We start from the raw sequence: 24445 nt of genomic DNA on the forward strand, positions 1-24445 counted from the left end.
CAAGGTGTTTTCGCCTAACAAAGGCGGTTTGCTTTCAGGCAATGCTCATGCTATTAATTCTGGCTGGCTTATCAAAAAATGCTCAGGCTCAAACCACCTACCTGCCACATTATACTTCCAAAAATGGCTTGGCAAGCAACAACTGTTATTTTATTTTACAAGATAAGAAAGGGTTTATTTGGATTGCAACTGATGCCGGACTGAGCCGCTTTGACGGTACCAATTTCCAAAATTTCAATATTGAAGATGGTTTACCAGACACCCAAATTCTTCAAATTAAAGAAGATAGAGAAGGCAGATTATGGTTTTTGGCCTTAAACGGACAATTAAGTTACCTCAAAAACGGTAAGTTTTACAATCGAAATAACGACAAGGTTTTAAAAGCGCTAAATTCGAATACCGTAATCGTTTCCTTCCTCGAAGATAAAAAGGGAAGAATCTGGCTGGGCACTAATTCAAATTTAATTATCCTTTGGGATGGAAAATCCGTTAAAAAGTTTGTCTCGCCAGGCATCAATACGCAATTTACGAATGCGTTTCTACATGAAGATGAATTCGGTAACATCTACGCATACAGCGATTTAAGCCGACAGAAGTATAATGGTAAGACATTTACGGTAACAGATAATAAGGTTAACCCACTATCGTATATGACGGCCTGTAACCTGCCCAGCGGATCGCTTTACTATCTGGACGAGCAGGGCCTGAAACGCTATCAAAGAAACAAGATTACAAGCATTATCGCCATCCCCGATAATCTTTTAAAAAACATGGCGGGCTATTTTTATTACGACGATATTAATAGAGAAGTTTGGTTAGCCAGTAACAATGGTGCCCTTGTAATGAACCCGAGCGGAAAAACGGTTATGTATTTACAGGGCATTTCCGTAAACCAATCTGTTAAAGATAATAGCAACAATATGTGGTTTGCCACGAATCAGGGTATATATATGCTACCCAACATCAATTCAAGGCTATCAATAATTGATGCAGAATCGGGTTTGAGCAGTAATGTAATTAAAAGCATAACCAAAGATGGCAGGAACAGGTTGTGGTTGGGAACAGACGACGCTGTTATCGATATCCTAAACATAAAAAATTACCAGATAGATGAAGTTGGCCTGGATGACTACAAAAAATATAAAACAATAAAACAGATTGTTTACGATAAAAAAAATGAGTCCGTTTATTTCTCTTCCGACTACGGATTAGGCGTTTTTAAAGATATTTATCACTCTAAAGATGATGTAAAATACCTTAAAGAAACAAATAACTCCATGTTCGTTATTAAGCACTTTAGTTTAAGTGAAACCAACAATCGGTTGGCACTTGCACTATCATCTGGCGTTGTTTTCCTTGCAGACCGGACAAACATACTTGAATTTAATTCACTAAAGTACCGGGAAAAAGAGGATTTTTTTAAAGATAGGTCATACCATGCCTTTTATGATAAACAAGGCGCTTTATGGTTTTCTAATGTCGATGGGCTGTCGCAATTTTTAAATGGCAAGTTAATTCAACATTTTAAAAATAACCAGTTGTTAACCAAACGTATAAACGACATCCAGCAGCTGCCAGATGGAAGTTTAATCTTAGCAACCGATGGTTATGGAATTCTTTTTTACAAAAACGGAAAGATAGAAAAGCAAATAACTCAAAAAAATGGCTTAACAAATGATATTTGCACAAAGCTTTTTATCAAGAACAATGAAATTTGGGTTTTAACAAACAAGGGCGTTAACAAAATTTCTAACTACGCAAATAAAGCCGAGGTTATAAATTTCGACTACGGAAAAGATTTACTTACAGAAGATGTAAATAACCTTTACATCGATGACAGCACGGCCTATTTCGCCACCAATAAAGGATTGATTCTCTTCAATTACAATAATAAAAACAGAATAAAAAGCCAGCCCAAAGTTTATATTACCTCAATCATTAAAGATGGAGAACGCTTACCGCTAAATCAGGATAACTTTACCTTTGAAAGTGGCAATAATACGGTGCTTTTCACCTTCGGCGCCGTCGATTTTACGACAAGTGACATTACCTACAGGTATCGCCTGAATGAGAACTCTGTTTGGCTGGAAACAAGAACCCGCCGGCTGGATTTTTCTGCGTTGCAAGCTGGCGATTATATATTTGAAGTGAGTGCAAAAAGTCAGAACAACGACTGGGGACCAGCGGCAAAAATATCATTTACAATAAAAAAACATTTCTGGCAAAGCTTGTGGTTCCTCTCTATTTTAATCTTATTGGTAGGCTACGTTTTTTACAAGCTAGCCGTCTACATCACGCGAAGACAAAAAGATAAAGAACAAGAACAATTACTGCTTAAAAACAGAATATTAATGCTTGAGCAACAAGCGTTGCAGGCAATGATGAACCCTCATTTTGTTTTTAATGTAATGAATTCGATTCAGCATTACATAAATACACAAAATACCACGTCTGCAAATAAAGTTTTAACCGGTTTCGCGAGGTTGATACGCAAAAACCTGGAGATATGTACAAAAAGCTATATCTCTATTGAGGAAGAACTGGATTACCTGAACCTTTACCTAAAGCTGGAAAAAAACCGTTTTGGCGATAAACTTCACTACAAAATAAATGTTGGCGATGATATTGATAAGGACGAAACCCTAATCCCATCGATGCTGTTGCAGCCTTATGTAGAAAATGCGATTTGGCATGGCATAATGCCCAAAGAGACCGGTGGTGAAATTCAAATTAACATCACTTCTCAGGATGACCATTACCTGAAAATCGAAATAATTGATGATGGTGTAGGAATTGAAAACTCGTTAAAAAACAAAAAAGACAAGCACATTAGCAAAGGAATGCAGCTAACACGTGAACGGTTAAACTTGCTTGGACAAATTGAAGCAAAACCTATACAGTTAGATGTGCGTCAAAATGTAGGAAATGGTACTACTGTATTAATTTCTATACCGTTAAAATGACGACTTTACCGTTTACTCAATTATTAATACCACTTACTAAATAGAAATTACGTTGCATGAAGTTTAGCCTTAAACTTGTATTAGAAATAAACGATAGTGTTTATCAAAACGTTCTTATAGAATTGATATAGATATTTAATAACCTAACCTAAAACTATATCTTAATTCAGGTTTCATTTGTGTGTTGAAAGCGGTCTTGTTTTTTAAAAAGCGAGACCGCTTTTTTTTGCCCAAAAATTTTATTTTTGTTTATGCCACAAACTGATGTTACCAACCATCTCGAAGCGCTCATCTTTTCCTCTGTTCAAAGTATTAGTTTACAGGAGATTATCTTAGCCTTAAATTCGGTATTGGAGACGGAAATAACTGATACACAGGTGCAGGAAAGCCTTGCTATCATTCAAAATAAGTATAGCGAAAAAACATTCGCGATAGAACTGGTTAGTTTAAATAACGGTTATCAATTTTTAACTAAGAAGGAATATCATCAAACGGTAAATCAACTGCAGTTGCATAGATCTAAGAAAAAACTTAGTCAGGCTGCTATGGAAACACTCGCCATAATCGCTTACAGGCAACCCATTACAAAACTGGAAATCGAGCAAATTCGTGGCGTAAACTCCGACTACTCGGTACAACGCTTGTTGGAAAAAGAATTGATAAGTATAGAAGGCAAAGCGGAAACGCCAGGCAGACCCATCCTTTACACAACCAGTAGTTTATTTATGGACTACTTTGGCTTAAACAATTTATCGCAGCTACCTCAGTTAAAAGACATAACCAGGGCCGAGAATACAATTGGCGAAAATGCCGAATAGTTAATTTTAAATTGTTTAGAACCAGTTTGTTATTAAAAAAAGTTTTTTCGTATTTTTAAACTATAAAAGCAATTTTTATTTTTGTGGCATGAAAACTCCAAAGAAATCCCCGACAAAACCGACTACTAAAAAAGAGGTAGAAGATAATGACGATTTTGAAGATGATGCAGATTTGAAACCTGCCAAAAAATCCCAGGATGATGATGACGACGACTTTGACATGCCGCTTGATGACCTCGATAATTTCGATAATTTTGATGATGACGAAGATGATTATTAATTTATAAAAACTATATATTTGAAAAAGCATTCAACTTTAGTTGGATGCTTTTTTAATTTAAAATCTGCCCATGCAAATTATACAGGTAAACAACATATCATTAAAAAACGATTTCCTACAAACCCCAAAAATTCTTTACAAAAGCGACAAAAACTGGATTTGCCCTTTAGATTCTGAAGTTGAAAATGTATTTGACCCAAAGAAGAACAGTTTCTTCGCACATGGAAAGTGTACGCGTTGGGTTCTGAAAAATAGTGAAGGGAAATTAATTGGAAGGGTTGCTGCTTTTATAAATGATAAAAAGGCATTTAATTACGAGCAACCAACGGGTGGTATGGGTTTTTTCGAATGCATAGATGATGAAAAGGCAGCATTTTTGTTATTTGATACCGCCAGACAATGGCTTGCTGAAAATGGCATGAAAGCGATGGACGGCCCCATTAATTTCGGTGAGAACGATAGCTTTTGGGGATTGTTGGTTGAAGGCTTTACGCCGCCGTCTTTCGGTATGAATTATAACTTTCCTTATTACAAAAAATTCTTTGACAACTACGGATTTACAACCGAATACGAACAATTAACTAACCACATCAATTTAACGATTCCTTTTCCTGAAAGATTTACGAAAATAGCCAATTGGGTAAGAAATAAACCCGGTTACACTTTCGAATATTTTAGTAAGGCCAATTCGGCGAAGTACATTTCCGATTTGATGGAAATATATAACGATGGCTGGCAGGATTTTGAAAACTTCGTACCGATAAAAAGGGAAACTTTGGAAGAAAGCTTCAAGAGCATGGCGCCAATAATGGATGAACATTTGATTCAGTTTGCATACTTTAATGGCGAACCGGCATCGTTTGTAGTGCTGATACCTGATGCAAACCAAATGATTAAAGGCTTTGATGGAAAACTCGGCTTAATTGAAAAATTAAAATTTGCCTACCGCCGCTGGGTTGGTGTTAGCAGAATGCGGGCAATTGTTATGGGTACAAAACCAAAGTTTCAAAAACATGGTCTGGAATCGGTATTATTTATCCGTTTGGGAGAATATGTACTTCCAAAAAATCAGTATAAAGAATTGGAATTGAGTTGGGTTGGTGATTTTAATGATCAAATGATTGCCATTCACAAAGCTACGGGCGCAACATTTGGCAAGAAGCACTTAACTATGCGAAAGGTATTTTAACCATTGAAAAATATTTTGAGAAAAAAAAGCTAGAGTGCTGAATAATTGGAAAGAAATTAAAACTGGCCGAAAGAAATCTTAACTCATTTTTCTTTTCGTTTCAAAGCTCTGGCCTGGTCTTCTAATCTGGCTGCCGGCTGTTATCGTTTTGTGTCTACATCCCTAATTTATCGTATAAATCAATAACCTTTTTCCTAAGCTTGTTGAGCTCTTCCTCTTTTTCTACAAGTTCTTGTTTCAAGCTATTTATGTTATCTCCGTTCGTTTCAACAGCAGTTTCGCCCAAAAGCTCACCTGCCGAAACTTTAAAAGTTTTCGCTATTTGCAGCAAACGGGATAGGTTTAAATCTGTTTGTCCGGTTTCGATTTTACAAAACGCCGGGGTAGAAATATTTAATAACTTCGCGGCAGCGGCCTGACTTAAACCAAGGGCTACCCTACTCGATTTAATATTTTCTCCGATGCTTTTCATCAAAATGAAGCGTTAGTTTCGATAAATTATCTGGTTAAAGAAGCAGCAAGTTCCGGTAAATCGAATCCTGCATAGTTTCCGGAACTCATCATTAGTAAATTAGAATTTTTGTAATTTAAACTTAAAAGATAGCGCTTAAGTTCAAAAGCATCATTAAAAAATTTAAGGTCAGGATTTGAGAAAGCATCCCGAACGTCCTGTTCAGAGAATGGCTCCATCCGCTTTTGCTCAAAAGATTTTAAATCGATAAATACGATTGCTTCATCTGCCTTATCCATCGCTCCGGCGTACTCTTTTAAAAAATCTTTGTTTAAACTACTAAAGGTGTGCAGCTCAATGCAGGCAACTAATTTTCTATCTGTAAACTGAGCTTTAACGGCATCAATAGTAGCCTTTAACTTTGAGGGAGAATGTGCAAAATCTTTATAAACATTGGTTAATTCATCGGCAGAAATAACCTCTAAACGCTTAGCTGCGCCGGTAAAAGAAGCTATCGCTTCGTTGAACTGAGCACTACTGATGTTCAGCTGTTCGCAAACGAGTTTAGCAGCATTCATGTTCATTAAATTATGGTCGCCGAAAATTTTCAAAGCAGTTTTTTCGGGAAGCAGGTAGGTAATGCCACTTCTAATCTCATGCTCGGGAATGGCGTAGCCAATTCTTTTAATTCCCGCTTCAGATTTCTGCACAATTTCGGTTAAATCAGCATCTGCTTCACAATAAATTAAGGTGCCGCCGGCTTCAATCGTATCGATGAATTTATCAAACTGAGCCGTGTAATCTGCGTACGTTGGAAACACATTTATATGATCCCAGGCGATACCGCTTATCACCGCTACATTGGCTTTATATAAGTGAAACTTTGGGCGCCTGTCAATTGGCGACGACAGGTATTCATCACCCTCGATAATCATTACAGGCGCTTCTTTAGTTACTTTAACCATCGTTTCAAATCCTGCCAGCTGCGCACCAACCAAATAATCGAAGTCTCGGCTGTAATAATTCAAAACATGCAAAATCATGCTCGTAATGGTGGTTTTACCATGACTGCCACCAATTACAACACGCAATTTATCTTTGCTCTGCTCGTAAATGTATTCGGGATACGAGTAGATTTTTACACCCAGCTCCTGAGCTTTTAATAATTCAGGATTATCAATTCTTGCATGCATTCCTAAAATTACGGCATCCAAATCGTTAGAAATCCGGGTTTCATCCCAGCCCATTTCGGCTGGTAACAAACCATATTTATCTAAGCGGGATTTCGCCGGTTCGAAAATAACATCATCTGAGCCAGAAATTTGATACCCTTTTTTATGTAAAGCGATAGCCAGATTGTGCATTGCACTTCCCCCTATCGCAATGAAATGTATGCGCATATTTTTAATTATTGAATTAGAGAATAATCGAATGAAGGATTGCCCGACATTTGAATCAGCATCCACTCACTAAAAAATTCAATCATTTTTCTTTTCGAATTGAGCCGCAACCCAATCGCCATTTTGTTTATGATCAACATACCTGATGCCGAATTCGGCACATTCTGCTGTAATCATTGCTAAATCAGGATCGAGATAGAAGCCGCTAAAAAAAATCTTTCCGTCTGGTTTCAATACTTCAGAATACCTGCCAATCTGATCAAGCAGAATGTTTCTATTGATGTTTGCAAGTATAATATCGTATTCAACATCCGGAATTACTTCCTTACTTCCACACAACGCCTTTAAGTTTTCGACAGCATTAAGCTGGGCATTCTCCAATGTACTTTGGTAACAAATGTCGTCATAATCAATGGCCATTAATGTTTTAGCACCAAGCTTTGCTGCAAGAATTGCTAATATCCCGGTGCCACAACCTATATCTAAAACATCTTTGTCCTTTTCATCTGCAGCCAAAATGTACTGCATCATCATTGTTGTTGTTTGATGATGACCAGTTCCAAAGGCCATTTTCGGGTCAATTATAATCTCGTAAGGATACGATGGCTGAGCCTCATGGAAAGTTGCTCTAACATAACATACATCGTCGATGATTAAGGGACTAAAATTTTTTTCCCATTCAGCATTCCAGTTTTCATCGGCTACATCTTCTAAAACATATTCCGTTTTGAAATCTTTAGCATAGGTTAAAATTAGCTTTTCCAGTCCCTCACTGTCGAAATTATCTTTTATAATAAAGGCGATAAATCCGTTTTCATTATCCTCAAAGGTATCGAAGCCTAAGTCTGCAAGTTCGCTGATGAGCAAATCCTGCTGATAGTCTTCTATACCTTCGAACTTAAAAATTGCTTTTATGTATTGCATTAGCTGTTTAAAGCTTTAATAATATCTGTAAAATCTCTTGATTTTAATGAAGCGCCACCAATTAAACCACCATCAATATCCTTTTGTGCAAATAAGCTCGCAGCATTACCCGGATTGCAACTTCCTCCATATAAAATTGTTGTATCATCGGCAACATTAAACCCATAATTGGCTTCAATTTCACTGCGGATAAAAGCATGAATATCCTGAGCTTGCTCCGGAGATGCAGTTAAGCCAGTGCCGATTGCCCAAACTGGTTCATAAGCAATAACAACTTTTCTAAAATCATCTTCCGTTAAGCTAAAAAGGCCGTTAATTAACTGCTTTTTCAAAACCTCATAGTAACTGCCGTTGTTACGTTCATCTAAAGTTTCTCCAATACAAAATATCGGCTTTAAATTGTTAGCCAGGGCAATTTTAGTTTTTGCTGCTAATAGCTCATCACTTTCAGCCTGATATTGTCTGCGTTCTGAGTGACCTAAAATTACGTATTCAACGCCGACAGATTTAACCATCTTTGCGGAGATTTCACCTGTGTAAGCACCGCTCTCTTTATCATGAATATTTTGAGCACCTATTTTAACATCATTTCCACCCAATTTGGCCAAACTATTTAAATGAATAAAAGGAGCGCAAATAACAGCTAATTGATCACCTTTACGCTCATCCTTCATCATATTTACAATCTCACTGAATAACGAAATCCCTTCGTTATAGTCTAAATTCATTTTCCAGTTACCGGCTACTATTTGTTTTCTCATTGTGTTTTATTTTGTTAATTGATGATTTCTATTATAAATGATGGTTAAATATTAAAAATTTCTGTGAGGAGCTGTTAATTCGAATACCTTGGTCAGTATATCTTTTTCTGTATCATCGAAAATTACATTTTTTCTTGCAAATACTTTCGCTGTAGTTTCGAACATTTTATTTAGTTTGTAATCCAAAAACCCATCTGCTCCACCCCAGCTAAAATCTGGTATGTGATTTGGAGGCAAGCCGCCGCCAAAAATATTTGCGCTAACGCCTACAACACTGCCTGTATTAAACATCGTATTAATGCCAGATTTAGCATGATCGGCCATAACCAAACCACAGAACTGCAGATTAGTATTACGCATTTTCTTGCTTTCGTAATCGTAAAGCTTTACTTCAGCATAATTGTTTTTCAGGTTTGAGTTATTGGTATCGGCACCAATGTTAACCCATTCGCCAAGTACCGAATTACCCAAATATCCTTCATGCCCTTTGGCAGAATTCCCCCAAATTACCGAATTATTAATTTCGCCTCCTGCACGGCTGTTAGGTCCGATAGTGGTACCCGAATAAATCTTCGCACCCATTTTAATTGATGAATTTTCGCAAAGCGCAAAAGATCCTCTTATTAAACTTCCTTCCCAAATCTCAGCGTTTTTACCAACGTAAATTGGTCCGTAACCGGAATTTAAAACGCTACATTCTGCCTTTGCGCCTTCTTCAAAAAAGATATCGTCGCCCAACAATTGATTCGTGCTACTGATTGTTGCAGACGTACGTCCCTTGGTTAATAACACAAAATCCTTCCTTATTTCGGCGGGGTTGTTAACAAAAATATCTTCGGGATAAATAATCCTAACGAAATCCTGCGTGTACTGTATCTTCTTATTAGATGTCACCGCATCTAACTGCGCTGGATCGTTGTGATGTGCAATAAGAAAATCGCCTTTAAGCAATACTTCGCCATCTTTCAATTGGCTTATGGCATCAACCAAAACTTCATCAGGACAAATACAACCATTGATAAAAAGATTTGCATTAACTTTTGCGGGATACTTTACCGACAAATATTCCTGGGTTTGGAATCCAAAATCGGCATTTAGATATTTCGCCCATTTCTCTGCTATCGTTAGAATACCTATTCGTAAATCGGCTACCGGGCGTGTAAAAGTAAGCGGGCGTAATGATTCCCAACTCGAATCATCAAAAAGGTTGATTGTCATAAGCCACAAAAATAAAAAAAGTCCCGATGCTTTTGGCAAAGGGACTTTAAAAAATGCTTTTTACGCCTAAAATTATTTTTTAGCGTAACGGTTTTTAAATTTATCGATACGTCCTGCTGTATCAACCAATTTCATTTTACCAGTATAAAAAGGGTGAGACATATGAGAAATCTCTAATTTATAAAGAGGATACTCATTTCCATCTTCCCATTTAATAGTTTCTTTAGTATCTACGCAAGATTTTGTTAAGAAAGCATATTCGTTAGACATGTCTTTGAAAACAACTGGTCTGTAGCTAGTAGGGTGCAAATCTTTTTTCATTTGAATATTATTTAAGTTATTTGTGTTGAAAGCATCAAGAACATTTTTGCAATTTGCTGGCAACAACGCTTATGACCTTTCTGTTAGTCTTTTCTATCTCTATTTTAGAGGATGCAAATATCTTAATTTTATTTCTGAAATACAAGTGTAAACTAGAATTTTAAATTTAAGCATTTTTCAAATTGTATTTATTTAAAACATTTATCTTTTATATTTATTGCTCTAAGCTTTTTTATCAACTCCATGAATAGAAGAAACTTTATTAAAAGCAGCTCTGCCGCAGGTTTACTTAGCGGCATTGGCTTGCCCGTATCTGCAGCTCTTGTTACTAAACACTCGGATAACAGCGAGTTTACTGATGATTTTGAACTGAATGAAATTACAGTAACCGAGCTTCAGAAACTGATGCAAACCGGTAAAACATCATCAAAGGCACTTACCAAAATGTATTTAAAAAGGATCGAGAAAATTGATAAAAGCGGCCCAAAACTAAATGCAGTAATTGAATTAAACCCAGACGCATTAGAAATTGCCGGCCAACTCGATGCGGAAAGAAAGAATGGAAAATTAAGAGGGATGCTGCATGGTATTCCTGTTTTAATTAAAGATAATATAGATACAGCTGATAAAATGCAGACGACCGCAGGCTCTTTAGCTCTAGCCGGGAATGTGGCGAGTGAAGATGCATTTATTGTTAAAAAACTTCGTGAAGCAGGTGCGGTAATTTTAGGTAAAACTAATTTAAGTGAGTGGGCTAATTTCCGTTCAACACGCTCTTGTAGCGGCTGGAGCAGTCGCGGCGGACAAACGAAAAACCCTTTTATACTGGATAGAAGTCCAAGTGGATCGAGTTCTGGCTCTGGCTCAGCAGTATCTGCAAATCTGTGTGCAGTGGCAATCGGAACAGAAACCAATGGGTCTGTGATTGCACCAGCATCCTACAACGGCGTTGTTGGCCTTAAACCTACCGTTGGTTTGTTAAGCAGAAGTGGCATTATTCCTATATCAAAAACGCAGGATACGGCGGGGCCAATGGGCAGAAATGTTACCGATGTAGCGATTTTACTTTCCGCGTTAACAGGGATAGATACAACAGACAGCGTGACCAAAAATAGTGAAGGAAAAGCCGCGAAAGATTACACATTGTTTTTAAAAACTGATGCGATTAAAGGGAAAAGAATTGGCGTCGAAAAGTCGTTTTTAACCGGACACGAAGGCGTGGTTGCACTTTACAACAATGCCATAAACAAACTTAAAGAACTTGGCGCCGACATTGTTGAAGTTGAGCTTTTAAAGGAAATGAGGGTAATTGGTTCGGCGAGTTTTACGGTGCTGCAATGTGAATTTAAAGATGGCGTAAACGCATACCTTGCGAACGCACAGGCCAAAGTAAAAACGTTAACCGAAGTAATAGCGTTTAATAAAGCAAATGAAAGCACAGCTATGCCCTACTTTAAGCAAGAAACTTTAGAAAGTAGCGAGAAAGCACCCAACATTGACAGCAAAGAATATAAAGATGCACTCGAAAAAGTAATTTCTTCTAGAAAGATAATTGCTGGTTTAATGGCAAAATATAAGTTGGATGCCATTGCAGGAACTAGTTTTGGAATTCCGTCGGCTATAGATCTGTTTAACGGAGATTACAGCGACGGCTTTTATTTCTGTTCGCCTGCAGCAATGGCGGGTTTCCCCCACATTACTGTGCCAATGGGTAAAATTTATGAACTACCTGTTGGGTTATCCTTTATGGCATTAGCTTACGAAGAACCCAAAATTTTAGCTATGGCTTTTGCGTATGAGCAGGCAACGAAACATAGAAGCTCACCAAAATTTATCAAATCGTCGAATTTTTCTTCTGGTGTTTAGTTGTTTCCAACAAAACCCAGAAACAAAATGATTTTACTGAAGCACGATATCTTTAACGGAAAATATTGTTGCCTCAAAATGGAGCGTTAAGTCTGCTTTAAATTTTCGGCTTTAGCCCTTACTGCTATATTTCTTCCATGTTTCAATTTTAGCCAATTGCCTGGCCAGGTAAGCATCGGCGATAACTTCTGCGGAGCTTTTTCCTTCTACAGTTTCGAGAAGTTCTTTAAGTTTATATTGGTCTACATCAGCCTTGTATAAAATCTGAATTAACTTGGGGAAATCGTTATCAATCAGATAGGCGAAAGCAGCTATCAAAACATCCCGAAGTTGGTTTTCTGCAAGGTTCTCGTCTATATCGAAATCTTTGCTGATGATTTTGGTTAGTGACACCGGACAGTGATTTAATGAATTAGCGAATACTAAAGTTGTCTGCTCTTTGCAAACGGGGCTTAGAAGCACCGAACTTGATTAATTAAACCTGATAAAAGCGACAGCTCCCGATTCTTCATCGGGACTATAGCGGTTAGCAGGACTGCTGCAATCGACAGGAATCTGAACGTTCATTTTCTAATCAATATCAGGGCATTTTAAAAAGGCAGTTCAATTTTGGGTTGCGCAAATCTTAAGTTTAGGCCGCAGCACCTGGTTTTACACCCATTTAATTTCCTGACAAAGTTCTATTAACACACCGTTGGTGCTCTTTGGATGAACGAAGCAAACCATTTTATTATCTGCACCTTTTTTAGGCACATCGCTTAAAAGCACAAATCCATTTGATTTTAACCGCTCCATTTCTTCGAGAATATCATCTACTGCAAAGGCTATATGGTGAATCCCCTCGCCTTTTTTTTCTAAAAATTTTGCAATTGCACTCTCTTCAGAAGTGGCCTCCAGAAGTTCTACTTTATTCTCGCCCGTTTTTAAAAATGCTGTGTTAACGTGCTCGGAAGCAACAATTTCGGTTTTATAACAAGAGGTATTTAATAATAATTCGTAGCGTGGTACCGATTTATTTAAGTTGTTTACAGCAATACCGATATGTTCTATCTTATTCATCGTTTAAAAAGGTTGGTTGAATGTAAAAATGCATGTTTTATCTATAAGGTCATAGCTAATATTTATAATTGTTCGAAAACTTTTTTCGTATCTTTGTAATCATAATTAACAGAATAGAGATGAAACAGCCGATATATTTAGATAATAATGCAACAACACCTTTAGACCCTAGAGTGTTGGAAGCAATGCTACCTTACTTTACTGAGAAATTTGGAAACGCCGCAAGCCGTAATCATGCTTTTGGATGGGTGGCTGAAGAGGGAGTAGATTATGCTCGTGAGCAGGTAGCCAAATTAATCGGCTGTACTGAAAAAGAAGTTATTTTTACATCTGGCGCAACTGAAGCAGATAACCTTGCCATTAAGGGTGTGTTTGAGATGTATAAAGATAAAGGAAACCATATCATTACTGCCGTTACCGAGCATAAGGCAGTTTTGGATACTTGTAAACACCTTGAAAAAAACGGTGCTAGAGTTACTTACCTTGGCGTTAAAGAAGATGGTTTAATTGATTTAGCTGCGTTAGAAGCTGCAATGACTCCTGAAACGATTTTAGTGTCGATAATGTACGGTAATAACGAAATTGGTGTTATCCAACCGGTTAAAGAAATCTCTGCTATTGCACACAGGTACGGTGCATTATTTATGACAGATGCTACGCAGGCAGTTGGTAAAATCCCTGTTGATGTTAACGCGGACGGGATTGACTTAATGGCGTTTTCAGCACATAAAATGTACGGTCCGAAAGGCGTTGGCGCACTTTATGTACGCAGAAAAAACCCAAGGGTTAAAGTAACTTCGCAGATGGATGGTGGTGGCCATGAACGTGGAATGCGTTCTGGTACGTTAAACGTTCCCGGCATTGTTGGCTTAGGAAAAGCTTGCGAACTTTGTCGTTTAGAGATGGAAAGTGAAGCAGTTCGTTTGTCAGCTTTACGCGATAAATTAGAATCGACTTTAAACAAAATGGAAGAGAGTTATGTTAATGGTAATACGCAACATCGTTTGCCACACGTAGCGAATATATCTTTCAAATATGTTGAAGGTGAAGGCTTAATGATGGCGATGAGCGATTTGGCAGTGTCTTCGGGTTCAGCTTGTACTTCAGCATCATTAGAACCATCTTACGTTTTAAAAAGCCTGGGTTTATCTGATGATTTAGCACATTCTTCTATCCGTTATGGATTAGGTAGATTTACTACCGAAGAAGATATTGACCACGCGATTGAAATAACTCAAAAAGCAGTAAATCACTTAAGAGAACTTTCGCCACTTTGGGAAATGTTTAAAGAAGGAATTGATTTAAGTAAAATTGAGTGGGCAGAACATTAAATTAATTTACGATTGTAGATTTACGAATCCGATTCGAAAATCTCAATTAAATAGAAAATAAAATTAATAATTTACGGCAGATGGACAGTCAGAAATCGTAAATCTAAAATCTAAAATATTATGGCATATTCAGAAAAAGTAATTGACCATTACAATAACCCACGTAACGTAGGTACATTAAATAAAGACAGTAAATTTGTAGGAACCGGATTGGTTGGCGCACCTGAGTGTGGCGACGTAATGCGTTTACAAATTGAGGTTGGTGAAGATAATGTAATTACAGATGCGAAATTTAAAACATTTGGCTGTGGTTCGGCTATCGCATCTTCATCATTAGCTACAGAATGGCTAAAAGGAAAAACAATTGATGAGGCGCTTTCTATCGATAACATGGATATCGTTGAAGAACTAGCTCTTCCTCCAGTTAAAATTCACTGCTCCGTGTTGGCAGAAGATGCAATTAAATCAGCTATTAACGATTACCGCGTTAAAAATGGTTTAGAAGCAATTGTTTTAGAAAAATCACACCACTAAAACTTGTTTTGGGTATAAGGAACGAAGAAGTGAAATTGCATTTTGCCTTTAAACAACCTTTTACCCGACACTAAAATTTTAATATTATGATTACTATAACTGATAAAGCGAAAGATAAAATTGAGCACCTGATGCAGGATTCTGAAATGGGTTCTGATTACTTTTTACGTGTTTCAGTGAAGGGTGGCGGTTGTTCTGGTTTATCATACAATTTAGATTTTGATAACGAAGAACAAAAAGGTGATCAGTTTTTTGAAGACAGAGGGATTAAAATCGCGTTGGATATGAAATCGTTCCTGTACTTAGCCGGAACTGAATTAGATTTTACTGACGGACTAAATGGAAAAGGTTTCAATTTCGTAAACCCGAACGCCAGTCGTACTTGCGGCTGTGGTGAAAGTTTCTCCGTTTAAAAATTATAAAGCTTATTTAAAAAAGACTCCAAAACTGGGGTCTTTTTCTGTTTTTAGATGTTCTGAAGCTTTTTATAAAAAAGTTACAAACTCATTTCCCGGTTAACTGCGCAATCACTTTAGCCTAAACCAGGTTATGAAATTGCTATATTGTGTTCAGCGATGAAGTCGAAGTCAAATCGCCCGACTTACATCAATTTGTATTTTTTAACCAAAAAGCATTATTATTGTTAATTATATTCAACATCAAATAACGAGCGATGCCATTAATTAACGAATTTTCAACAGTGCCTACATTGTTGCGAAATGTTGTCAAAAATATCCACAAGCCTACAGATACTTTTTTGCTCCATAAGCAAGGTACTGAATGGGCTGAAATTTCCTTCGAAGACACTTTAAAGCGGGCCGATGCGGTTTCTGCGTACTTTTTGGAAAAAGGGATAAGAAAAGGCGACCGCCTGGGTTTAATGATAGAGAATTCGCCCGAATATGTTTATTATGATCAGGGAATTCAGCAAATAGGCGTAATCAATGTTTCTATTTATCCAACGCTTTCTGAGCAGGAAGTGGCTTACATCATTAATGACTCAGGTATAAAAGGCATACTAATTGGCAATAATTTCTTGTATAGAAAGGTACTAAAAGTCGCAGCTAATTGTAAGGCGTTAAAATACATCATCCCTGCTTTTAAAGACTTTGAAAAGGTTAAAATACCAGCTGACGTTGATGTAGAGATTATTTCGTTCTCCGATATTCTCGCCCTTAAGCACCAGATAACCGCAGCTGAAAAAGCTGAGATAGACCAGTGCCGAAACATGGTACAGCCTAATGATGTTTCTTCGTTAATATACACATCGGGAACAACTGGCACGCCCAAAGGCGTTATGCTTACACACTATAACTTTGTTAAAAACGTAGAGGTTTGCCTGCAACAGATTCCTGTAATTGATAAAACCGAAACGTTCCTGTCATTTTTGCCACTGTCGCACGTTTTCGAACGCACGGCAACTTATCATGTTTGCTGTACTCAGGGTTGTAAAATTGCATTTGCCCAAAGTCTGGAGTTGTTGGCCAAAAATATGGGAGAAGTTAGGCCTACGGTAATGAGTTGTGTACCGAGGTTGCTTGAGCGTATACATGACAAGGCCATTAAAAGTGGAACTGCAGGCGGTGGTACAAAGGCGAAAATATTTACCTGGGCATTAAACACCGGGAATAAATATCGCATTGCGAAGGAAGCTGGCAAAAATCCGGGTTTAATGCTAACGGCAAAAAAGGGAATAGCCGAGAAACTCGTTTTTAGTAAGATAAAGGAGAAAACAGGCGGAAGGCTTAAATTTATGATATCTGGCGGCGCAGCCTTACCGAAAAATGTTGGTGAATTTTTTGGTGATTTAGGAATAAAAATTCTTGAAGGCTTTGGCCTAACGGAAACCTCTCCGGTGATGTCGGTAACGGAATACCACAGACAGGTTTATGGCACAGTTGGGCGTGTTATTCCAGGCATTGAAATTGGTATTCAGGATGTGGAGAGCAAAGAGATTATAAACATACAAACCCACGACACCTTTGATGAAGGTTTTGAATGCGCTGAAGGAGAAGTGATTGTTCGCGGACATTGTGTTATGAAAGGCTATTTTAACAAGCCTGCAGAAACCGCAGAAGCTATAGACAAAGATATGTGGTTTCATACAGGCGATATTGGCCGCTTTTATAAAGGTAATTTACAAATCACCGATCGCCTAAAAAACATGATTGTTAATGCCTACGGTAAAAACGTATACCCTACCCCGGTAGAAAATATTTACCTCAAAAGCCCAAAAATAGATCAGTTGTTTTTAATTGGTGATAAACGCGAATTTATCACAGCGATCATTATTCCGAACAGGGAAACGTTAGAGGAAACCTTTAAACTTAAACCTGCTTTTTTTGAGGAAGCTGATCCATTTATCCAAAATAAAGAAATTATAGATTGGATGGAGCTAGATATCAGGAAAATTTCTAATGAACTGGCAAAATTTGAGCGCATCAAGAACTTTAAAATAAAGCGAAACCCTTTCAATATCGACGACGGTGAAATTACGCCGACAATGAAAGTAAAGCGCAGAATTGTTGAAAAGAGATACGCAAACGCTATTGATGAAATGTACGAAGAAGGCATAGAAGCAGAAGGTTAAACAGCTTAGAAACCATACTTGAGTTATAAATTGGCACCGGGTTACCTTTAATTAACCACAAATAGTGATATTTTCTTTCGTCTTATTTAATTTCTCTACCTTCCAAAAGCGAAATCTAAATTATTAGGGTTTACTTTAAACACTTCCATAGCAAACGGGAGGCATTTAGTTATATGGTTATTATAAACAGTTTTGAAGAGTACAAGGCATTTTTAGGTTCCGAAATAGGTGCATCTCAGTGGCACAAAATCGAACAAAATCAAATTGATAAATTCGCTGATGCCACACTGGATTTCCAATGGATTCATACCGATCCGGAAAAGGCAAAAAACAGTAGTCCATTCGGCTCAACAATTGCTCACGGCTATTTAACACTTTCACTTATTCCATACTTATGGAAGCAAATCGCTGACATACAAAATGTTAAGATGGAAGTTAATTACGGCATCGAGTCGTTTAAATTTAACAAGCCTGTTCTGGTAAATGACGAAGTTCAACTCAGGGCAAAACTTATCGCGATTTGTGATTTGAGAGGAATAACTAAAGTAGTTATTGAAGCTAACCTTGATATAAAAGGGCAAACTAAAACCGCATATACCGGAAACGTAGTCTTTCTTTATCATTTCAAGTAGCTATTTCTCATAGCTAGAACAGTTTACCCTTGTAATGCACCTTTTTGGCTGATTTTTTCATTAGCCAATTCTTATCTTTGTGCTACTTGTGATGGACAATTTATTTGATGCATTAAATTGGATGCACACCGCAGATATATTTGTATCATCACCATAGCATAACTATTATTAAACATCTTGCAAAATTGTTACTTTTGCAAAAAATACCCGAAATGAGTATAGGATTATCAGAACAGGAAATATTGCGACGGGAGTCGCTAAAACAATTACGCGACTTAGGCATTGAGCCTTATCCTGCAGAATCATATGAAGTTAACGCATATGCTGCAGATATAAATGCCAACTATGAAAAAGATAAGACTGCTTATAAGACAATAAGCATCGCCGGCCGGTTAATGACCCGCCGCATCATGGGAAGTGCTTCATTCGCAGAACTGCAGGATTCTACCGGCAGGGTTCAATTGTATTTAAAACGTGATGATCTCTGTCCGGATGAAGACAAAACCTTATATAATACCGTATTCAAAAAGCTTTTGGATTTGGGAGATTATATAGGTGTGAAAGGCTATGTCTTTACAACTCAAACAGGAGAAATATCCGTTCACGTCACCAGCTTTACCGTACTTGCTAAATCGCTGAAGCCACTGCCAGTTGTAAAACGAGATGATGAGGGCAATATATACGATGGCTTTACCGACCCGGAATTGCGTTATAGAATGCGTTATGTAGATTTAACTGTTAATCCTGATTACAAACAAATTTTCATCAAGCGTAGTAAAGTTATCAATTCGATGCGGAGCTATTTTGATGAACAAGGTTGGATGGAAGTTGAAACGCCAATACTTCAACCAATACACGGCGGTGCGGCAGCCCGTCCGTTTGCTACCCATCATAATGCACTAGACATGCCACTTTATTTGCGTATTGCGAATGAGTTATACTTAAAACGGCTTATCGTTGCAGGTTTTGATGGTGTTTATGAATTCGGTAAAATGTTCCGCAATGAAGGTATGGACCGTACGCATAATCCGGAATATACCTCCATGGAGATTTATGTTGCCTATAAAGATTATATCTGGATGATGGCAATGGTTGAGGAATGCCTGGAAAAAGTAGCAATCGCAACCAACGGTTCGGCTGTAGTTAAAGTTGGCGATAACAACATCAATTTCGAAGGTCCTTACGAAAAACTAACCATGTACGAATCAATTCAAAAATTCACAGGAATTGATGTTTCTGCAATGAACGAAGAAGCATTGCTGCAAACCTGTAAAGATTTGGGTATCGAAACTGATTCGACTATGGGCCGTGGTAAGCTGGTGGATGAGATTTTCAGTGCAAAAGTTGAAGCAAATCTTATTCAGCCAACATTTATAACAGATTATCCAATCGAAATGACGCCGCTCGCAAAAAAGCACCGCTCAGTTGCTGGTTTGGTAGAGCGCTTTGAGATTTTTGTAAACGGAAAAGAAATCGGTAATGCTTATTCCGAATTGAATGATCCGATTGATCAAAAAGAACGTTTTGAGGATCAGTTGAAATTGGCTGATCGGGGTGATGCAGAGGCAATGGCAATGGACGAGGATTTTGTGCGTGCGTTAGAATACGGTATGCCCCCTACTTCTGGTTTGGGTTTTGGTATTGATAGGATTGTGATGTTGATGACCAATCAAAGTACCATTCAGGAGGTTTTGTTTTTCCCACAAATGCGCCCTGAAAAAAAGAAAATCGAATTATCTCCTGAAGAAACTGAATTGTTTAGCTTAGTAAAAGACGGTGAACAAGTTTTATTGGCTGATGTTAAAGCAAAACTTACCGATTGGAGCAATAAAAAGTGGGACCTTACCTTGAAAGCCTTAACAGGGAAAAATATTTTAAAGGTTACAAAAACCGATGATGGTTTATATCTTTCTCATAAATAAATGTCTTAACACAATCATAACATAAACTTAAAAGGCTTGCTAACAATTGTTTAGCAAGCCTTTTTTATATTTACAGCAATCGACAATAAAATCATTGCATTATGAATACTTCAAGTTTAGAAATCACCGAAAGAGAATACTGCATCAAATTAAGTAAAGAAGCTTTTGATTTATCCCTGGTTCATCAGTTAATTAAAAGAATCCAGGCAGAAGCGTTTTTCTTTAAAAGAGCCCAAGCTGAAGAGGATGATATTTTAAGTAAAAGAAACCAGCGGGAAGAGCTTGAAGGCTTCGATTATTTAGGTGATAAATAAAACCACCTAAATAATCCGCCAGTTATAATCTTATTATAGAAGAACCTCGCTTAGAAAATAGTTTTCGGTTAATTAATCAATATCGAGGTTTCCTTCTACAGAATCATCCATCGTCTTTCCTGTTACCACCGAAGCGGCCATTTTTAAGAAAGCAACGGCAGCGCCGTGTTTTGTATCCCAGTAATAACCTTCTGTAGGAATTACTTTAATCAACGTAATGTTCGGATCATCTTTGCCGCCTTGAAACCAGGTTTTAATAAAGGGGCTCCATAGTTCATCGATTTTAGCCTGATCTCTGCTAATTTCAGAAATGCCGTAGATATTAACGAAACCGGAGTGTGCGCCAGCCTGAAACAAAAGATGAGTAAAAGGGTCTGCAGCTATTTCCTCGTTCTTGTGGCTGTCCTTCATGCTCATAAACCAAATATTTCCTTCTTCATCCACCTGCTGAATGGCCATAGGCCTGATGGATAGAGGAACACCTGTTTTAATATTCGTACAGAAAAAACAACTTTCTGCTTTTTCTGCCAATTCTTTAAGTTTAGCCACAGCATTTGCGCCGCCTAAATCTTTGATGTTGCCTTCTTCCTGAGTATTATTAGTACTTCCTTCTTGTGATGTTGCCATAGGTATAAAGTTTATATACACTACAATTTTCAATTCACTTTAGTTTTGAACATTTGGCAAAGCCAATCGCTTTAACGAATAAGAAGCCGAAAATAAAGACGCTTTTAAACAAAAAAGCCGATTCATTTTCGAACCGGCTTTTTGTGTTATCTGTAACGAACCTGTTGTTGCTTGTCCATCATGCCCATCTGGTCTTTCATCTGCTTAATTTGATCTGCAAGTAATTTGTTCTTATCTGCTTTTTTTGCTTCGGCTAAATACATCGTTGCTTCGCGTTTGTTTCGTTTGGCCATTGCAATACCTGCTAAACTCAATTTTGCTAATGCAACATTGTGTTCCATTTGCATACCCAAACTTAACGCTGCTTTAAAGTATTTTTCCGACTTCATCGGAGCTGTTCTACTCTCTATTAACCCAACCAGTAAATTATAATAACCATGTTGAAGTTTGATAAGTTGTTTCTCATAATTTGTTATTCTATCTAAATACATTTTCGCTTTCGGCATATTGTCTTTTCTTAAAAACCATTGCGCTAAAAGCATGTTCTCATTAAAGAAATAGGTAACTAAAACAATTATGCCCAACAATATGGCAACAATTCCCCATGGCCAAAAACCGAAAATAAATAAAGCTACAGCGCCACCCAATAAAGCAAACCCCGCGATCAATCTGATAATATTTGGCATAAATTTTATTCTAATAATATTTTTTTTTGCAAATATCGTGTTTAAATAGCAGAAATTAGATTTTAAAACAATAATTTCATTAAAAATTTACACTTCTGAATTAAGCAAATTACCAATATGAAATATCTCTTATCCATAACTTTAATCATCATTACTATGAATGTTTCTGCTCAGGAAATCAATAAAAAAATACACGACGCCGCTCATGATAAGGATATTTTAATTAACAAGTGTACCCGGGAAGGCGTAGTTACTTTTCCGGAATTTAAAGAAATGTACGATCCACTTTACGAGGCGTATATCCCAGACGCTGCAACAATGATTGAGCTGAAAAAACTTGTTAAAAAAGAGCATGTAAAAATCATTTTCGGAACCTGGTGCGGAGACAGCAAAGTAAATGTTCCAAATTTCTTCAAGGTTCTGGATGCCTTGCATTTTAATGAAAAGCATGTTGATATTGTTGCTGTTGATGGCCACAAAAAGGCAGAAAATGGAATTATCGATGGTTTGGATATTCAAAAAGTTCCAACATTTATAATCTACGATAAAAAGGGAAAAGAATTAGGTCGCATTGTGGAACACCCGAAAACAACTTTAGAGGGAGATTTTTTGGCTATTCTGAAAAAGAAATCATAAACAATTGCGCTTTAACAGCGTTGTAAATTATGATTACTGAATAATCCTAACCTATTTAAGAAAACAAAATATATGTCTGCAGCATTGGAGCCAGGTTGGCTCGCCGTTTTAGAAGATGAGTTTGAAAAAGATTATATGAAAAGCCTTAAATCTTTTTTAGTAGCAGAAAAGGAAAAAGGTTTTCAGGTTTATCCAAAGGGTGCCGACATTTTTAATGCCTTAAATACTACCCCTTTCGATAAGGTGAAGGTGGTTATATTGGGTCAGGATCCATATCACGGAGCCAACCAGGCGCATGGCTTATCTTTCTCCGTTCAAAAAGGAATAACCGTACCACCCTCGCTAAAAAATATCTATAAGGAATTGGAAACCGACATTGAGGGTTTTGTGATGCCCCAACATGGAAATTTGACGCATTGGGCTGAGCAAGGCGTATTGCTGCTAAATGCTACGCTTACCGTTCGGGCCTCGGAAGCGGGTTCCCATCAAAACAAAGGATGGGAAATTTTTACCGATGAAATTATAAAAGCCCTTTCCGACAAACGTAAGCATGTTGTGTTCTTACTTTGGGGCAAATATGCGCAGCAAAAAGCATCGCTTATCGACCAGCAGAAACATTATGTGTTAACAGCAGCCCACCCATCTCCATTCTCTGCACACACGGGTTTTTTAGGATCGAAACATTTTTCGAAGACAAACCAGTTATTGATTCAAAACAATTTAACGCCAATCGACTGGAAAATTTCGTCTTAATGAATGTTTATTTAGTCAGCGGGTTAGGGGCAGATAAAAGGATATTTTCTAAGATTGGCTTTGACAAAAAACTAAATATTGTCCATTTAGACTGGATACCTTTTGACCGAAAAGAGTTGATGAAAGATTATGCGGGAAGGTTAAGTAGAGCAATAGATGCATCAAAACCGTTTGCTCTAATTGGTGTCTCATTTGGCGGCATGATTGCAGTGGAAATAGCCAAGGTGCTAAAGCCTTCGGTAACTATAATTATCTCAAGCACGATACTAAGCAAACATTTACCATTTGTTTATAAGCTGGTTGGTAAGTTAGGTTTTCTAGACATTATTCCACCTCACGTATTAAAAGCTAGCAACAATTTGACTAGAAATTATTTTTTTGGGACAAAATCAAGTGAAGAAAAAAAATTGCTAAAAAATATAATTGATGATTCAGATTCGCACTTTTTAAAATGGGCGGTTGGAAGCATTCTCAATTGGAAAAATGATATAAGACCTGAAAATCTTTTTCACATTCATGGCACAAGTGATAGAATACTATATTAAAACAAAGCTAAACCAGATTTTACAATTAAAAATGGCACCCACTTCGCAATTTATCAAAACGCAGATGTTATCTCAAAATTAATTAACAAACTAATTCTACGATAAATATAATTCCCCTTACACAAGATTAATCTCTTAAACCATCCGGATAGCTTTAATACTCTAATGGAACTATAGGCTCTTTTTTCGTCGTGGACATAATCATCATGGTTTGAAAAGTCTTAACCACAGAAATTTTACTGATCTTATCCATTATTAATCGTTCGTAAGATTTGATATCCTTCACATAAACTTTTAAAAGAAAATCGGCCTGACCGGTAACATGATGGCACTCCGTAATCTCCTTTATTTGATTTACCTCATCTAAAAAAATCTGAATTGTATTGTTCTTGTGAAAATCAAGCTGAATCTGAATAAAAGTTTTAATACCCAAACCAAGCTTTTCCTCATCCACTAAAGCGTGATAGCTTTTAATGTAGCCGGCCATTTCCAGCTTACGAACTCGCTCTAAGGTTGGTGCGGGCGAAAGGCCAATCTCCTGGGATAAAAGAAGGTTTGTTATTCTGCCGTTTTCTTGTAAGATTCTTAAAATTTTAAAGTCAATTTTGTCTAATTCGGATGCCAT

Annotated in this window: 26 protein-coding genes; 15 read left to right on the forward strand and 11 right to left on the reverse strand. The window is 37.3% G+C overall.

Going from position 1 to position 24445, the window contains the following annotated elements:
* Positions 1-47: 47 nt before the first annotated feature.
* The 4 genes from AC0IWT_RS06210 (at position 48) to AC0IWT_RS06225 (ending at position 5250) form a co-directional block, all read left to right on the forward strand.
* A complete protein-coding gene (locus AC0IWT_RS06210; RefSeq protein WP_471796449.1) occupies positions 48-2963 on the forward strand; it encodes a sensor histidine kinase in 2916 nt (971 codons plus the stop codon).
* A 251-nt stretch (positions 2964-3214) separates the two neighbouring features.
* Positions 3215-3781 (forward strand): SMC-Scp complex subunit ScpB, encoded by a 567-nt coding sequence (gene scpB / locus AC0IWT_RS06215; RefSeq protein ID WP_471796450.1) that lies wholly within the window; start codon positions 3215-3217, stop codon positions 3779-3781.
* Between the two features lie 88 nt (positions 3782-3869).
* Positions 3870-4061, forward strand: coding sequence for a hypothetical protein (locus AC0IWT_RS06220; RefSeq protein WP_471796451.1), 192 nt, complete (start codon positions 3870-3872; stop codon positions 4059-4061).
* 70 nt (positions 4062-4131) lie between these two features.
* Positions 4132-5250 (forward strand): GNAT family N-acetyltransferase, encoded by a 1119-nt coding sequence (locus tag AC0IWT_RS06225; protein WP_471796452.1) that lies wholly within the window; start codon positions 4132-4134, stop codon positions 5248-5250.
* Between the two features lie 154 nt (positions 5251-5404).
* On the opposite strand, the gene AC0IWT_RS06230 is transcribed toward AC0IWT_RS06225, so the two are convergent.
* The 6 genes from AC0IWT_RS06230 to AC0IWT_RS06255 form a co-directional block, all read right to left on the reverse strand.
* Entirely contained in the window at positions 5405-5722 is a 318-nt protein-coding gene (locus tag AC0IWT_RS06230) for a helix-turn-helix domain-containing protein (protein ID WP_471796453.1), read from the reverse strand.
* A gap of 26 nt (positions 5723-5748) precedes the next feature.
* Positions 5749-7101: a UDP-N-acetylmuramate--L-alanine ligase gene (locus tag AC0IWT_RS06235; RefSeq protein ID WP_471796454.1), complete on the reverse strand. Its 1353-nt coding sequence runs from the start codon at positions 7099-7101 to the stop codon at positions 5749-5751.
* Between the two features lie 78 nt (positions 7102-7179).
* The gene (prmA, locus tag AC0IWT_RS06240; protein ID WP_471796455.1) at positions 7180-8025 is read right to left on the reverse strand and encodes a 50S ribosomal protein L11 methyltransferase; all 846 of its coding nucleotides are present in this window, start codon (positions 8023-8025) and stop codon (positions 7180-7182) included.
* Positions 8025-8786, reverse strand: coding sequence for a triose-phosphate isomerase (gene tpiA, locus AC0IWT_RS06245; protein ID WP_471796456.1), 762 nt, complete (start codon positions 8784-8786; stop codon positions 8025-8027). Before tpiA ends, prmA begins: the two co-directional genes overlap by 1 nt.
* A 51-nt stretch (positions 8787-8837) precedes the next feature.
* A complete protein-coding gene (locus tag AC0IWT_RS06250; protein ID WP_471796457.1) occupies positions 8838-10004 on the reverse strand; it encodes a putative sugar nucleotidyl transferase in 1167 nt (388 codons plus the stop codon).
* A 72-nt stretch (positions 10005-10076) separates the two neighbouring features.
* A complete protein-coding gene (locus AC0IWT_RS06255) occupies positions 10077-10325 on the reverse strand; it encodes a type B 50S ribosomal protein L31 (RefSeq protein ID WP_056872608.1) in 249 nt (82 codons plus the stop codon).
* 243 nt (positions 10326-10568) lie between these two features.
* On the opposite strand from AC0IWT_RS06255, the gene AC0IWT_RS06260 reads away from it, so the two are divergent.
* Positions 10569-12191 carry an amidase gene (locus AC0IWT_RS06260; protein WP_471796458.1) on the forward strand — a complete coding sequence of 541 codons (1623 nt, stop codon included), beginning with the start codon at positions 10569-10571 and terminating at the stop codon, positions 12189-12191.
* 111 nt (positions 12192-12302) lie between these two features.
* On the opposite strand, the gene AC0IWT_RS06265 is transcribed toward AC0IWT_RS06260, so the two are convergent.
* Together AC0IWT_RS06265 and mce are read right to left on the reverse strand one after the other, a co-directional pair.
* Positions 12303-12584, reverse strand: coding sequence for a hypothetical protein (locus tag AC0IWT_RS06265; protein WP_471796459.1), 282 nt, complete (start codon positions 12582-12584; stop codon positions 12303-12305).
* Positions 12585-12842: 258 nt separating this feature from the next.
* Entirely contained in the window at positions 12843-13250 is a 408-nt protein-coding gene (mce, locus tag AC0IWT_RS06270) for a methylmalonyl-CoA epimerase (protein ID WP_471796460.1), read from the reverse strand.
* A 119-nt stretch (positions 13251-13369) separates the two neighbouring features.
* On the opposite strand from mce, the gene AC0IWT_RS06275 reads away from it, so the two are divergent.
* The 7 genes from AC0IWT_RS06275 (at position 13370) to AC0IWT_RS06305 (ending at position 20573) form a co-directional block, all read left to right on the forward strand.
* A complete protein-coding gene (locus tag AC0IWT_RS06275) occupies positions 13370-14581 on the forward strand; it encodes an IscS subfamily cysteine desulfurase (RefSeq protein ID WP_471796461.1) in 1212 nt (403 codons plus the stop codon).
* Positions 14582-14701: 120 nt separating this feature from the next.
* Complete coding sequence (iscU, locus tag AC0IWT_RS06280) at positions 14702-15115, forward strand: Fe-S cluster assembly scaffold IscU (RefSeq protein WP_025142622.1); 414 nt, start codon at positions 14702-14704, stop codon at positions 15113-15115.
* Between the two features lie 86 nt (positions 15116-15201).
* Positions 15202-15528 carry a HesB/IscA family protein gene (locus AC0IWT_RS06285; protein WP_056872468.1) on the forward strand — a complete coding sequence of 109 codons (327 nt, stop codon included), beginning with the start codon at positions 15202-15204 and terminating at the stop codon, positions 15526-15528.
* 260 nt (positions 15529-15788) lie between these two features.
* Positions 15789-17705, forward strand: a complete 1917-nt coding sequence (locus AC0IWT_RS06290) for an AMP-dependent synthetase/ligase (protein ID WP_471796462.1) — start codon at positions 15789-15791, stop codon at positions 17703-17705.
* A gap of 173 nt (positions 17706-17878) precedes the next feature.
* Positions 17879-18337 carry a MaoC family dehydratase gene (locus AC0IWT_RS06295; protein WP_056872466.1) on the forward strand — a complete coding sequence of 153 codons (459 nt, stop codon included), beginning with the start codon at positions 17879-17881 and terminating at the stop codon, positions 18335-18337.
* A 212-nt stretch (positions 18338-18549) separates the two neighbouring features.
* A complete protein-coding gene (gene lysS, locus AC0IWT_RS06300; RefSeq protein ID WP_471796463.1) occupies positions 18550-20259 on the forward strand; it encodes a lysine--tRNA ligase in 1710 nt (569 codons plus the stop codon).
* Positions 20260-20360: 101 nt separating this feature from the next.
* Positions 20361-20573, forward strand: coding sequence for a hypothetical protein (locus AC0IWT_RS06305; protein ID WP_471796464.1), 213 nt, complete (start codon positions 20361-20363; stop codon positions 20571-20573).
* Positions 20574-20645: 72 nt separating this feature from the next.
* Here the strand turns inward: AC0IWT_RS06305 and AC0IWT_RS06310 are convergent, their stop codons facing one another.
* Together AC0IWT_RS06310 and AC0IWT_RS06315 are read right to left on the reverse strand one after the other, a co-directional pair.
* A complete protein-coding gene (locus AC0IWT_RS06310) occupies positions 20646-21200 on the reverse strand; it encodes a pyridoxamine 5'-phosphate oxidase family protein (protein ID WP_471796465.1) in 555 nt (184 codons plus the stop codon).
* 146 nt (positions 21201-21346) lie between these two features.
* Positions 21347-21886, reverse strand: coding sequence for a DUF2892 domain-containing protein (locus AC0IWT_RS06315; RefSeq protein ID WP_471796466.1), 540 nt, complete (start codon positions 21884-21886; stop codon positions 21347-21349).
* A gap of 117 nt (positions 21887-22003) precedes the next feature.
* Between AC0IWT_RS06315 and AC0IWT_RS06320 the strand changes: the two genes are divergently transcribed.
* From AC0IWT_RS06320 to AC0IWT_RS06330, 3 genes are all read left to right on the forward strand, one after another.
* Entirely contained in the window at positions 22004-22522 is a 519-nt protein-coding gene (locus tag AC0IWT_RS06320; protein ID WP_471796467.1) for a thioredoxin family protein, read from the forward strand.
* A gap of 72 nt (positions 22523-22594) precedes the next feature.
* The gene (gene ung, locus AC0IWT_RS06325; protein WP_471796468.1) at positions 22595-23275 is read left to right on the forward strand and encodes a uracil-DNA glycosylase; all 681 of its coding nucleotides are present in this window, start codon (positions 22595-22597) and stop codon (positions 23273-23275) included.
* Complete coding sequence (locus AC0IWT_RS06330; RefSeq protein ID WP_471796469.1) at positions 23275-23820, forward strand: alpha/beta fold hydrolase; 546 nt, start codon at positions 23275-23277, stop codon at positions 23818-23820. Before ung ends, AC0IWT_RS06330 begins: the two co-directional genes overlap by 1 nt.
* A 154-nt stretch (positions 23821-23974) precedes the next feature.
* Here the strand turns inward: AC0IWT_RS06330 and AC0IWT_RS06335 are convergent, their stop codons facing one another.
* The gene (locus tag AC0IWT_RS06335) at positions 23975-24445 is read right to left on the reverse strand and encodes an Lrp/AsnC family transcriptional regulator (protein WP_056090420.1); all 471 of its coding nucleotides are present in this window, start codon (positions 24443-24445) and stop codon (positions 23975-23977) included.

It is taken from the genome of Pedobacter sp. AC464 (assembly GCF_979253075.1).

Excerpts from the sequence above, each read along its gene's own strand:
- AC0IWT_RS06295 (WP_056872466.1), top strand. The coding sequence starts at position 17,879 with ATGGTTATTATAAACAGTTTTGAAGAGTACAAGGCATTTTTAGGTTCC.
- AC0IWT_RS06225 (WP_471796452.1), top strand. The coding sequence starts at position 4,132 with ATGCAAATTATACAGGTAAACAACATATCATTAAAAAACGATTTCCTA.
- lysS (WP_471796463.1), top strand. The coding sequence starts at position 18,550 with ATGAGTATAGGATTATCAGAACAGGAAATATTGCGACGGGAGTCGCTA.
- AC0IWT_RS06305 (WP_471796464.1), top strand. The coding sequence starts at position 20,361 with ATGAATACTTCAAGTTTAGAAATCACCGAAAGAGAATACTGCATCAAA.
- scpB (WP_471796450.1), top strand. The coding sequence starts at position 3,215 with ATGCCACAAACTGATGTTACCAACCATCTCGAAGCGCTCATCTTTTCC.
- AC0IWT_RS06310 (WP_471796465.1), bottom strand. The coding sequence starts at position 21,200 with ATGGCAACATCACAAGAAGGAAGTACTAATAATACTCAGGAAGAAGGC.
- AC0IWT_RS06260 (WP_471796458.1), top strand. The coding sequence starts at position 10,569 with ATGAATAGAAGAAACTTTATTAAAAGCAGCTCTGCCGCAGGTTTACTT.
- AC0IWT_RS06250 (WP_471796457.1), bottom strand. The coding sequence starts at position 10,004 with ATGACAATCAACCTTTTTGATGATTCGAGTTGGGAATCATTACGCCCG.
- AC0IWT_RS06330 (WP_471796469.1), top strand. The coding sequence starts at position 23,275 with ATGAATGTTTATTTAGTCAGCGGGTTAGGGGCAGATAAAAGGATATTT.
- AC0IWT_RS06285 (WP_056872468.1), top strand. The coding sequence starts at position 15,202 with ATGATTACTATAACTGATAAAGCGAAAGATAAAATTGAGCACCTGATG.
- AC0IWT_RS06210 (WP_471796449.1), top strand. The coding sequence starts at position 48 with ATGCTATTAATTCTGGCTGGCTTATCAAAAAATGCTCAGGCTCAAACC.
- tpiA (WP_471796456.1), bottom strand. The coding sequence starts at position 8,786 with ATGAGAAAACAAATAGTAGCCGGTAACTGGAAAATGAATTTAGACTAT.
- AC0IWT_RS06220 (WP_471796451.1), top strand. The coding sequence starts at position 3,870 with ATGAAAACTCCAAAGAAATCCCCGACAAAACCGACTACTAAAAAAGAG.
- AC0IWT_RS06230 (WP_471796453.1), bottom strand. The coding sequence starts at position 5,722 with ATGAAAAGCATCGGAGAAAATATTAAATCGAGTAGGGTAGCCCTTGGT.
- AC0IWT_RS06290 (WP_471796462.1), top strand. The coding sequence starts at position 15,789 with ATGCCATTAATTAACGAATTTTCAACAGTGCCTACATTGTTGCGAAAT.
- AC0IWT_RS06275 (WP_471796461.1), top strand. The coding sequence starts at position 13,370 with ATGAAACAGCCGATATATTTAGATAATAATGCAACAACACCTTTAGAC.
- mce (WP_471796460.1), bottom strand. The coding sequence starts at position 13,250 with ATGAATAAGATAGAACATATCGGTATTGCTGTAAACAACTTAAATAAA.
- iscU (WP_025142622.1), top strand. The coding sequence starts at position 14,702 with ATGGCATATTCAGAAAAAGTAATTGACCATTACAATAACCCACGTAAC.
- AC0IWT_RS06315 (WP_471796466.1), bottom strand. The coding sequence starts at position 21,886 with ATGCCAAATATTATCAGATTGATCGCGGGGTTTGCTTTATTGGGTGGC.
- AC0IWT_RS06235 (WP_471796454.1), bottom strand. The coding sequence starts at position 7,101 with ATGCGCATACATTTCATTGCGATAGGGGGAAGTGCAATGCACAATCTG.
- ung (WP_471796468.1), top strand. The coding sequence starts at position 22,595 with ATGTCTGCAGCATTGGAGCCAGGTTGGCTCGCCGTTTTAGAAGATGAG.
- AC0IWT_RS06255 (WP_056872608.1), bottom strand. The coding sequence starts at position 10,325 with ATGAAAAAAGATTTGCACCCTACTAGCTACAGACCAGTTGTTTTCAAA.
- AC0IWT_RS06335 (WP_056090420.1), bottom strand. The coding sequence starts at position 24,445 with ATGGCATCCGAATTAGACAAAATTGACTTTAAAATTTTAAGAATCTTA.
- AC0IWT_RS06320 (WP_471796467.1), top strand. The coding sequence starts at position 22,004 with ATGAAATATCTCTTATCCATAACTTTAATCATCATTACTATGAATGTT.
- prmA (WP_471796455.1), bottom strand. The coding sequence starts at position 8,025 with ATGCAATACATAAAAGCAATTTTTAAGTTCGAAGGTATAGAAGACTAT.